Origin of the sequence: Porphyromonas sp. COT-108 OH1349 (assembly GCF_000768755.1) — a bacterium.
Lineage (GTDB): Bacteria > Bacteroidota > Bacteroidia > Bacteroidales > Porphyromonadaceae > Porphyromonas_A > Porphyromonas_A canoris.
This window is the reverse complement of record NZ_JRAH01000034.1, coordinates 323,215-333,637: the sequence shown is the minus strand read 5'-3', so window position 1 is coordinate 333,637 and position 10,423 is coordinate 323,215. Positions and strand designations below refer to the sequence as shown.

Below are 10,423 nucleotides of genomic sequence, written 5' to 3'. Positions count from 1 at the left end.
TTTTCTTAAACAACTTAGATCAATAGAGATCAGTCTCTCCATTTAGCAGAAGTAGGAAATGCTCTTAAAATAAATACCTACATTTGTGATAAAATCAACTTAAACCATATTGAACATTGAAAACATTAGTAGTAGTAGGACATCCACATCTTGAAAAGTCTGTTATAAACAGGGCATGGTGTGAGTACATTCAAGCTAATAGTGAAGAGCTGAATGTGATGATACGAGTCCTTTCGGAGCATTGTGAAGAGAAGGGCTTTGATATAAAAAAAGAGCAAGAGATATTGTCGGAATATGATAGAATCATTTTGCAGTTTCCATTGTATTGGTACATGGTACCATCCATTATGAAAGAGTGGATGGACACCGTTTGGTGCGAAGGTTGGGCATACGGAGAAAACGGAGATAAGATGGAGGGAAAACTTATAGACGTGGCTGTAAGTACCGGTGCTCCGGAGTTCGTTTTTGATGCAGGAATATCATTAGAGACTTATCTTAGCTTTGTCAAAGGTTCCGCAGGTTTTGTCAGAGCTAAGTCCGGACGCATTTTTGCATTATATGGAGCGGAGGTAAATATGACTCCTGAGCGTTTGCAAAAAAGTTGTGAAGACTATGCCGAATTTATAAAGTCATAACGAGAAATAGTTTTGTTTGGCTATGCATGAAAGCATCTACATAGTTTCTCTTCCATCAAATCATGTTGAATATCTAAATTCTTTTCCTAAAAAGGGAGAGGACAGAGATATATTCTTCTGCTCAGATCCTCCAAATGCTAAATTGGGATCTGGAGGAGGTTCGGTATATGCCATAATGCAAGCTCGTGATAAGAGGGGAAAGTTATATCACAGAGAGATTGTGATAAATAGTGATGGCGAAAGTAGAAGACTTCCTGCCTACTCGGTACAAGGAAAGGTGATGATGCCTCTTCCCGGGAAAGTTTATAAAACACTTTTAGACATCCAGGTAGAAACGATAGACTCTTTTTTAGAGTCCGATACAGATGGGTTTTATCGCACAGCTATTTCATGTGGTGATGTGCTATTGGATCTAAAGCAAGTTCCCTTTATTCCACACTATGATCTATTGTGTATAGGTGTAAAAGGCGAGTTAGAGAAAGCTTCAAAACATGGAGTTTTTATTGTTTCTCAAAATGCAGATATTTTCTCTATTCCGATACAAGTCTTACAAAAGCCTTTGGTGCAACAACTTGAAGTGCTTCAGGAAAAATTTGAGATTGCAATAGACTCAGGGCTTTGGTTGCTTTCCAAAAAGGCTTCAGACCTTCTATTCAAGAGTAGCAGAGGGAAAGGAAGAGAACTAAATTATTTTGATTTATATTCCTCTTTCCCGGATATAATAAAAAGGCATAAACTCTCAATAGGAGTAATGTATAATGCATCCGACTCTCATTTCTATCATTTCGGATCCAGTAAAGACTTGCTAAGATCTGCAAAATCTCTAAACTTGGATATAAAGGAATCTTGCTGGATAGATTGCTCAGAACTAAATGATAAATGGATTCTCAAAGGAGATAATATCCTTACTCATATTCCAAAAGAAATGAAAGGCTGGGAGCTTCCGAATGGTGTATGTTTGGATTTTCTACCCTTGAAAAACGCTCTGAAGTGCCTTAGAGTATATGGTATAGATGATTTGTTCAGAGGAAAAGCCACAGGTGAGACTTCTTTTGTAAATGCCCCATTGTCTGAGTTTGCCCAAATGACAGGTCTATCTATAACTACTGATATTTATGAACTACCTCTCTTCCCTTGTTCTGAAGATATAGATGTGCTTGCCTTTGTGGGAGAATGGTTATCTCAATGGCATCTATACTCTTCAAAAAGCAATAACAAAGAGGTTTTAGAAACATATAAAAAACTCCCCAAGATTTCTGCCAAAGAATTGGGAAGTATGACCGACTTTGAAGAACTATATAGAGAATGAAGAGCAAAAAAGTTCCCCGTAAAGAAATATTGGGAACAAATTTGAAAAGATCCGGTGATATCAGATCACAAATAGTAGCTCCCTACTTTAAGCAAACTCTCTACCCAAGTAGAAAGGTCTTTATGGATCAAATTGTGTGGAGCAGGTCTCCTGTGAGAATTGATTTGGCAGGGGGATGGACAGATACACCTCCTTATAGCATGACAGATGGAGGACGTGTCATAAATATGGCTATAAATGTCAATGGTCAAGAGCCTCTTCAGGTCTTTGTAAAACCAACACCAGAACTTCATATAATACTACGCTCTATAGATGCCGGACTAGATGAAAAAATCACCTCTTTGGATATGTTGGAGGAGTTTGACAAAGTTGGTTCTCCATTCAGTATTCCCAAGGCGGCTCTATGCTTGTGTGGTTTGAGCCCAAAGTTCAATACTCATGTTTTTAAGTCTTTAGAGGAATATCTGAAACAGCTTGGGTATGGGATAGAGCTCACCATGCTTTCTTGTATTCCTGCAGGATCGGGTCTTGGTACAAGTTCTCTTCTATGCTCAGCATGTTTAGGAGCTCTCAGCAATTTCTTCGGATTTGAATGGAGCCTCGAAGAAATTGCCCAAAGGACTCTTGCCGTAGAACAACTGCTAACTACCGGAGGTGGCTGGCAGGATCAATTTGGAGGAATGTATGGAGGAATAAAGGTTATAGAGTCTGAGGCATCTATTTTACAACAGCCTTATGCCACAACACTGCCAAATACACTTTTCACTGACCCTCTCTATGATTCCTATCACATGCTATATTATACAGGCATAACAAGAGCAGCAAAAAATATCTTAGTTGAGATCGTAAATAGAATGATTGATCAAGATACTCAGACATTAGATGTACTTAGAGAGATCAAGGCCCATACCTATGCAGTAGAGCACGCTATAAGAAAGGGAGATATAACAACATATGGAGTCCTTCTGAAAGAAGCTTGGGAGCTTAATAAGAGATTAGACTCCGGGGTTTCTACTCCCGAAATAGAACATCTGATTTCTGCTATAGATGATTGGGCTTTAGGATATAAACTTCCTGGAGCAGGCGGTGGCGGCTACTTATACATAGTGGCAAAAGATCTGAAAGCTGTAAATTTGATAAAGAAAACACTAGAGAACGATTTCATAAAGAAGAAAAATGCACGCTTAAGTGAAATGTCTCTTTCTCTAAAAGGTCTTCAAGTAACTTCTTCTTAAAAGAAATAATTTGCATTAGTATATGGGTAAGAACGTGGATAAAGTAATATTCCTATGTAAAGAGTGTGGAAATGAGTTTTCAAAATGGTCCGGAAAGTGTCCTATGTGTAATGCTTGGAATACTTTGTCTGAATATAAAGTAAAGGATACTCGTTATATACTTAAGAGCATATCTCTTGATAAAGGAAATGTCTCATTTAAACCACTAAAAGAAGTCTTAGGAGAAGAAGCTGAAAGATTAGATCTGCAAGATAAAGAGTTAAATAGAGTTCTCGGAGGAGGCCTTGTAAAAGGCTCTGTTGTACTTATTGCAGGAGAACCCGGTATAGGTAAAAGTACACTTATTCTCCAAACGTTACTAAACACGAAAGGGATACGTACATTATACATATCCGGAGAGGAAAGTGAAAAACAAATAAAACTGAGGGCTGACAGAGTAGTAGAAACGATTCCACACGAAAACTTTTTAATCTACTGTGAAACTCATTTAGAAAAGATCTTGGAGATTTGGAAAGAGGCTTCTCCGGATCTTGTAATCGTAGATTCTATTCAAACTATATTTACAGAACAAATAGACTCATCTCCCGGAAGCCTTACCCAAGTACGAGAATGTGCTACAAGACTTATGGCTTATGCGAAGAATACAGATATCCCTATTTTATTGATTGGACATATTACCAAAGATGGTAGCATTGCCGGTCCGAAGATATTGGAACACTTGGTCGATACGGTATTGCAATTTGAAGGAGACACCAATTACCAATATAGGCTATTAAGAGCTAATAAAAATCGCTTTGGTAGCACATCCGAAATTGGGATATATGAGATGCGTCAAAATGGTTTGAGAGGTGTTGAGAATCCATCAGAGCTTTTGATAACAAGAAGAGAAGAACAACTTAGTGGTATTTGTGTAGGATGTGCCATGGAAGGAGCCAGACCAATTCTAATAGAAATACAATCTCTTGTCAGTTCTGCTGTTTATGGCACACCTCAAAGATCCTCTACAGGAGTAGATGGAAAAAGAATGAATATGCTACTTGCCGTATTGGAAAAACGTGCAGGATTTAAGCTCATACAGAAGGATGTATTCTTAAATATCACGGGGGGACTTAAGTTATCGGACACGGCATTGGATCTCTCTATTCTTGCAGCCGTGCTTTCATCCAATCTTGATCTTCCTATCCCAACCAACATCTGCGTTGCGGGAGAAGTTGGTCTTAGTGGAGAAATACGTCCTATTAGTAGAATAGAGCAAAGAGTTGGTGAAGCACAGAGGATAGGATTTGAGACAATCATAATTCCAACTCAAAACTTGCAAGGAATAGACTTGAATAAATATAAGATCAAGGTTGTAGGAGTAAGCCGGGTAGATCAGGCTTTTAATTTCTTATTTCGTGGAAGGTAAACTAAAACTAGTAGGTATTAGTTTTCACACTACTCACAAAGTCCAATTCACCTAAGGCTTTATTTACTTCATAGCTAACTTTATCTCCACTTGATTTGGCTTCTATATAAATATGTCCGGTATCGTTTTTGAAATTAGAGTCTAATGATACATTAGAGATCGAAACTTTCATGCAGAAAAGGAGTCCTTTAACTGCATTTATATCGGGCAGAGCCGTTGTCGTATCTATATTTATACCAAGGTTCTTCTGTCTCAAACCGAGTTTTTCTTCAACATATCCCATAACTACTAAAACAAAGAGCACCAGCAAGGTAACAATGGCAGATGTCATATACATACCGGCTCCTATGGCTAAGCCCAATGCGGAACAAACCCATATTCCGGCTGCAGTAGTAAGCCCTTGAACATTATCTCCACGCCCTCTAAGTATTGCTCCAGCCCCTAAAAAACCCACACCCGACAGCACCTGTGCTGCTATTCTGGCGGGATCCCCCATTCCGGAGATGTCCGGAAGATAAATAGATATAAGCATGGCAACAGTACTACCAACTGTAATAAGGGTAAATGTTCTAAGACCAGCCCTTTGATAGCGCACCTGACGATTATATCCTATAAGCATACCGACAACTACGCTATAAAGCAATCGAACTACAACATCAACAGGTTGAAGTCCTCCATGATAAATACAGGATAGATCAAAAAACTCCGAAAAACTCATGTTGTCATACTCTTTTATAAATCATCCAATAGTAGATAATTCAAAAGTAGTGCTTTTTTTTTATTGGGCATCTGTCGAAGTAAATACCTCAAAGGAATTATCCGAATAATAGACATATATTTTGGATATTCTTCTTTCGGATTTTTTATTTGCATTTTGCTCCTCTTTTATTGTAGCAGATAGATTCTGCACAGATTCACTCAAATTGGAAAACTTCTGCGTGATTTCTAAAAGTTTCATTGAAAAACTCTCATTAGAAACACCTTGTTCCTCTTCAGAAGGTTCTATTTGGAATAAATCAGGCTGCAAATAGGGTGTCTTTAATATTTCTCCTTTTCCGGAAATAATCCATTCCACATTGTACTTTGGAAAACTTGAGATCAATTTTTCAATTATTTGAACTCCCGGATTATTTCTTCCTCTCAAAATATGATTGAGAGTGGCTCTATTGATCTCTAATTTTTCAGCAAATGCCGCTTGAGAAAGCATTTCTCTTTCCATGATAGTATTTATCCTGTCATTGATAGTTTGTTCCATACTTTTATGTTTTTAAGAAGAAAAAATCCCGTTATCCATTTCTATACAACAATCTATTTATTTAGAAATGTATTCTTGTCTGTTTTTGTTCACGCATTTACAAATATAGAAAATTAAATATAGATATCTATTCTATTGACAATATATTTATGTTCTCATACTCCCAATCTTAAAAGAAAACACCTGCAAACTGCATAGATATGATTATAATAATTAAGATTTTCAATGAGTTAATATTTTGATCGTAGCTGAAAGCGCAAGAATGATATGTATCTATAAACATTCCCACTCTACTCCAATATATCATTACAGATAATATTTATAACAATCTGATACACAAATAAAACAGGCAACATAATACGAAGTTGTAAAACTTAAAATGGCTCATTGTAAAACTATGGGTAAGATATCTAAATCCATATGTGATGAATAATATCAGGCTATTATAATATACGTTCTGGAAATAAGAATAGAACATTTCTATACAACACAGATCTCGAGAATATACAAAACAAGACATTTCTCTATATAGAATTGTATCTACTCGTTGCGCTACATCCATCTTTCAAAAGATGTATTATTGCTATCTTTGTTGGTGTGCAAAATTTCTAATAAAAAGAAAGAATATCTGCGATAGCTATGCAGTTAAAGGAAATAGACATAAGCAACTATAAAAACATTAAGCAGGCTCATTTGACCTTCTCTCCCAAAATAAACTGCTTGATTGGGCTCAATGGGATGGGGAAAACGAATTTGCTGGATGCTATATACTATCTCTCTTTTCTTAGAGGGCATTTTTATCTTCCGGATCACATGGTTATTTGTCATAATGAGTCTTTCTGTCTTCTCGATGCACATTATCTAAGGAATAAAAATGAAGAGCATATAGTATGCAGTATCCGTCCGGGACATCAGAAAGTATTCAAAAGGAATAAAAAGGCTTATACCCGATTGAGCGAGCACATCGGAAAGCTTCCTATTGTGATGATTTCTCCGAAGGATTTTGATTTAGTACATGGAGGAAGTGAAGAGCGAAGAAAATATTTAGATACTCTTATTTCTCAGGAAAAGCCTAAGTATCTTGAAGCTCTCATCGCTCATAAGAGACTATTAGAACAAAGGAACAGCCTCTTAAAGAGTCCCTCTCCCAATGTAGAAATATTAGATATACTGGAGGAGCAGCTCGCCCAAGAGTCTGCACTTATACAAAAAGACCGGACAGACTGGATAGAGAGAATCGCTTCTCATTTTAGCTCTTTCTATAACGAAATATCGGGTAGCAAGGACAACGTCTCGCTCTCCTACCTGCCATCTATTGAGGATTACAGCGTAGAAGGAATCCGAGCTACTCTTCGCGATAACAGACAGAAAGACTTTGTACTCGGTTACACCTCTCAAGGCATTCACAAAGATGACATCGGGATGTACATAGACGGAGAGCTGATAAGAAAAATCGGGTCGCAAGGGCAAAACAAGACTTTTCTTATTGCACTAAAACTTGCTCAGTACGATATTCTAAAGGAGGCAACAGGGCTTAAGCCTCTTCTTCTCTTGGATGATCTTTTTGACAAACTCGATGCGGAAAGAGTGAATAAGATCATTCACATGGTAGCCGGGGACACGTTCGGTCAGATCTTCATGACGGATACGAACAGAACCTATTTGGACAAGATACTGAAAGAGAAGAAAGAGACTTCCTATCATCTGTTTTCGGTTGAGAAGGGAACCTTTTCTCTGATTGCATCAAATGCTTGAGAGACGATGAAGCGCAGGTACACGAGTGATAAAATAGACAAAGTATTGCAGGACGCCACCGAAGAAGTTTCGCTCCTGTCTGCCGTCAAACGTTACAGCGATGTCTACGAAGCGTGGCTCTTGTCCCCTCTTTCTCAAGGACTGACCGAGTCGGTAGAAATCTCTTTCGAGGGAGACGACACTATTCTTATCATCTGCAAGAGCAGCGTTGTCTGGCACCGGCTCAATCTTTCCAAAGAGTCCCTTCGGGAGTTGTTTGATGAAACCATGAGGGAGCATGGCATAAAAAAGATAGAACTAAAACGAGTGTAGAGCTCTCTTAAATCAAGGAAGATTATATATATGTATCAGTTTGAAGAAGACTCGGATATAAGAAGAAAAAAGATAAGAAGACACGGAAGCATAGAGGTGATTTGCGGCTCTATGTTTTCGGGCAAGACGGAAGAGTTGATACGAAGGGTCAGGAGGGCCACCATTGCGCAGTTGAAAGTCGAGCTTTTCAAGCCCAGCATAGACACGCGCTACTCTCAGACGGATATTGTAAGCCACTCCCATGAGAGCATTCCCTGCACGGAGGTTTCTCACTCCATGAATGTCTATCTTTTGGGGTGCGATGCCGATGTTGTCGGCATAGACGAAGTGCAGTTTTTCGACAAAGGGATCACGGATGCCTGCGTGAAGCTGGCGGACGAAGGGGTGAGAGTGATTGTCTCCGGTCTGGATATGGACTTCAAAAGGGAGCCATTCGGTCCCATGCCTGATCTCTGTGCCGTGGCAGACAGCATCTCCAAAGTTCACGCCGTCTGTCTGGGATGTGGCAGGCCGGCACAGTATTCTCATCGTCTTGTTGCGGACACGCAGGTGGTTTTATTGGGAGAGACCGGAGAGTATATGCCTCTGTGTCGCTCTTGCTACTTGAAGATGAATAAAAAATGACCCCTATGAACACGACAACCATACCGACCTCCCTACCCGGAGTGTACATCATACAGACGAAGCGATACCCGGACGTTAGAGGATACTTCTCGGAGAGCTACAACAGAGCTTTCTGGCAGGAGATGTTTCCTCACGACCCGTTTGTTCAGGACAACGAATCTTATTCTCACCGCGGCGTGTTTCGCGGTTTGCATTCTCAGCAGGGAGATGCGGCACAGAGCAAGCTCGTGCGTGTCGTTCAGGGCAAGATCATAGACTTTGTCGTGGACATAGATCCCGGCTCTCCGACCTACTGCAAGTTTATAGAGGTAGAGCTATCTTCGGAGAACGGCAGGCAGCTCTACATCCCTCGCAGGTACGCACATGGTTTTCTGGCATTGGGCGAGCACAACATCGTGTCGTACAAAGTGGACAGATACTATGCGCCTCAAAGCGAGAAGAGTTTCAGGTTCGACGATCCGAAGATAGGGCTTGATCTTGCACGCCACATAGATTCGTCGCGGCTCATCATTTCCGAAAAAGATTTGCAGGGTGTTTTCCTGCCGGACTGAGCAGCTTATGTCTTTCTCCCCCTTTTCGCATCCCTATTATATCTCCGTAAAACCCGTGGGAGCCGCGTGCAACCTGCGGTGCGAGTACTGCTACTATCTGGAGAAGTCGCGTCTGTATGCCGGCGAGCCGTGCAAGACGATGAGCGATGAGATGCTGGAGCTTTTCGTGAAGGAGTACATCGGCTCTCAGACTTCGCCCGACGTTCTCTTCACCTGGCACGGCGGAGAGACGCTGCTCCGCCCCATCTCTTTTTACGAGAAGGCACTCGCGCTGCAAAAGAAGTACGGCAGGGGGAAAAACATAGACAACTCTTTGCAGACGAACGGCACTCTGCTCACGGAGGAGTGGTGTCGCTTCTTCAAGGAGAACGACTTCCTGATAGGTATCTCCATCGACGGCACACCGGAGCAGCACGACAGATACAGGAAAGACCCTAAAGGGATAGGCACGCACTCGGACGTGGTTCGGGGTATAGAGCTTCTGAAGCGGTTCGATGTCGCGTTCAATGTTCTTGCCGTTGTGAACGACTTCAATGCCGACCGCCCGTTGGAGTTTTACCGCTTCTTCAAGTCGTTGGGCTGCCGGTACATTCAGTTTTCTCCTGCCGTGGAGCGCATCTACTATTCGGACGAGGCGCTCTCCCCTCCCTCCGAGACGTTCGACCATGTCAGGGTGGCGCCCTATTCGGTTTCGCCTGCGCAGTGGGGTCGTTTTCTGATAGCGATATTTGATGAATGGGTGCGGAACGATGTGGGAGAGATTTTCGTTCAGATTTTCGATGCCACGCTGGCCAACTGGGTCGGTGTCTCGCCGGGGGTCTGCATCTTTGCCGAGAGATGCGGCAACGCCTTGGCACTCGAACAGAACGGCGACGTCTACTCGTGCGACCACTTCGTCTTCCCTCACTACCTGCTTGGCAACATCCGCACCACGCCTCTGGTCGAGATGGTTTACGGGCAGCGGCAGCGAGCCTTTGGCGAGAGCAAGCGTGCTTCGCTGCCGGAGCAGTGTCTGTCGTGCACGTATCTCTTCGCCTGCAACGGCGAGTGCCCCAAGAATCGTTTCGCTTTCACGGCGGACGGAGAGCCGGGGCTCAACTATCTCTGCTCCGGCTACCATGCATTCTTCCACCATGCCGCACCTTACATGGACCGGATGAAAGAGCTGCTTCGCCGCCGCCTGCCTCCCTCTCTCATCATGCACCGGCTTGGAGAAGAAGAGCAGCCGTGAGAGGGCTTTGTGCTTCGGTTCGGAACAAAAAAGACTCTCCCCCATCAGACCGGGTCTGATGAGGGAGAGATTTTTTTACCCGGCTGCTTCGGGTTGTTTCGCGATGTGCCG

Annotated in this window: 11 protein-coding genes; 9 read left to right on the top strand and 2 right to left on the bottom strand. The window is 41.8% G+C overall.

The genetic code is table 11. The features are described 5' to 3' along the window. Positions 1–116: 116 nt before the first annotated feature. Genes JT26_RS09190 through radA form a run of 4 tightly spaced genes read left to right on the top strand, consistent with a single transcriptional unit; the run spans position 117 to position 4,584 of the window. On the top strand, positions 117–635 hold the full coding sequence (locus JT26_RS09190; protein WP_036792439.1) for an NAD(P)H-dependent oxidoreductase: 519 nt from the start codon (positions 117–119) through the stop codon (positions 633–635). Positions 636–657: 22 nt separating this feature from the next. Then, positions 658–1,944: an L-fucokinase gene (locus JT26_RS09185; protein ID WP_036849031.1), complete on the top strand. Its 1,287-nt coding sequence runs from the start codon at positions 658–660 to the stop codon at positions 1,942–1,944. Continuing rightward, positions 1,941–3,179, top strand: coding sequence for a hypothetical protein (locus tag JT26_RS09180; protein ID WP_052110498.1), 1,239 nt, complete (start codon positions 1,941–1,943; stop codon positions 3,177–3,179). The genes JT26_RS09185 and JT26_RS09180 overlap by 4 nt, the downstream gene beginning before the upstream one ends. A 22-nt stretch (positions 3,180–3,201) precedes the next feature. After that, positions 3,202–4,584, top strand: a complete 1,383-nt coding sequence (gene radA / locus JT26_RS09175; protein WP_036849029.1) for a DNA repair protein RadA — start codon at positions 3,202–3,204, stop codon at positions 4,582–4,584. A gap of 7 nt (positions 4,585–4,591) precedes the next feature. Here the strand turns inward: radA and JT26_RS09170 are convergent, their stop codons facing one another. Beyond that, positions 4,592–5,302 carry an MgtC/SapB family protein gene (locus tag JT26_RS09170; RefSeq protein WP_052110497.1) on the bottom strand — a complete coding sequence of 237 codons (711 nt, stop codon included), beginning with the start codon at positions 5,300–5,302 and terminating at the stop codon, positions 4,592–4,594. Between the two features lie 60 nt (positions 5,303–5,362). Further along, the gene (locus JT26_RS09165) at positions 5,363–5,839 is read right to left on the bottom strand and encodes a helix-turn-helix transcriptional regulator (RefSeq protein ID WP_036849027.1); all 477 of its coding nucleotides are present in this window, start codon (positions 5,837–5,839) and stop codon (positions 5,363–5,365) included. A gap of 639 nt (positions 5,840–6,478) precedes the next feature. Here JT26_RS09165 and JT26_RS09160 point away from each other — a divergent pair. Genes JT26_RS09160 through JT26_RS09140 form a run of 5 tightly spaced genes read left to right on the top strand, consistent with a single transcriptional unit; the run spans position 6,479 to position 10,312 of the window. Further along, positions 6,479–7,594, top strand: coding sequence for a DNA replication/repair protein RecF (locus JT26_RS09160; protein ID WP_036849024.1), 1,116 nt, complete (start codon positions 6,479–6,481; stop codon positions 7,592–7,594). 6 nt (positions 7,595–7,600) lie between these two features. Then, positions 7,601–7,906, top strand: coding sequence for a hypothetical protein (locus tag JT26_RS09155; RefSeq protein ID WP_036849022.1), 306 nt, complete (start codon positions 7,601–7,603; stop codon positions 7,904–7,906). A gap of 30 nt (positions 7,907–7,936) precedes the next feature. Further along, positions 7,937–8,530: a thymidine kinase gene (locus tag JT26_RS09150; protein ID WP_036792427.1), complete on the top strand. Its 594-nt coding sequence runs from the start codon at positions 7,937–7,939 to the stop codon at positions 8,528–8,530. Between the two features lie 5 nt (positions 8,531–8,535). Beyond that, positions 8,536–9,081: a dTDP-4-dehydrorhamnose 3,5-epimerase gene (rfbC, locus tag JT26_RS09145; protein ID WP_036792895.1), complete on the top strand. Its 546-nt coding sequence runs from the start codon at positions 8,536–8,538 to the stop codon at positions 9,079–9,081. Positions 9,082–9,088: 7 nt separating this feature from the next. Next, positions 9,089–10,312, top strand: a complete 1,224-nt coding sequence (locus JT26_RS09140) for an anaerobic sulfatase-maturation protein (protein WP_036849018.1) — start codon at positions 9,089–9,091, stop codon at positions 10,310–10,312. Positions 10,313–10,423: the final 111 nt, after the last annotated feature.

Bases quoted from the DNA above. Each gene is read 5' to 3' on its own strand.
- JT26_RS09185 (WP_036849031.1), top strand. From the start codon at position 658: ATGCATGAAAGCATCTACATAGTTTCTCTTCCATCAAATCATGTTGAA.
- JT26_RS09180 (WP_052110498.1), top strand. From the start codon at position 1,941: ATGAAGAGCAAAAAAGTTCCCCGTAAAGAAATATTGGGAACAAATTTG.
- radA (WP_036849029.1), top strand. From the start codon at position 3,202: ATGGGTAAGAACGTGGATAAAGTAATATTCCTATGTAAAGAGTGTGGA.
- JT26_RS09170 (WP_052110497.1), bottom strand. From the start codon at position 5,302: ATGAGTTTTTCGGAGTTTTTTGATCTATCCTGTATTTATCATGGAGGA.
- JT26_RS09165 (WP_036849027.1), bottom strand. From the start codon at position 5,839: ATGGAACAAACTATCAATGACAGGATAAATACTATCATGGAAAGAGAA.
- JT26_RS09160 (WP_036849024.1), top strand. From the start codon at position 6,479: ATGCAGTTAAAGGAAATAGACATAAGCAACTATAAAAACATTAAGCAG.
- JT26_RS09155 (WP_036849022.1), top strand. From the start codon at position 7,601: ATGAAGCGCAGGTACACGAGTGATAAAATAGACAAAGTATTGCAGGAC.
- JT26_RS09150 (WP_036792427.1), top strand. From the start codon at position 7,937: ATGTATCAGTTTGAAGAAGACTCGGATATAAGAAGAAAAAAGATAAGA.
- rfbC (WP_036792895.1), top strand. From the start codon at position 8,536: ATGAACACGACAACCATACCGACCTCCCTACCCGGAGTGTACATCATA.
- JT26_RS09140 (WP_036849018.1), top strand. From the start codon at position 9,089: ATGTCTTTCTCCCCCTTTTCGCATCCCTATTATATCTCCGTAAAACCC.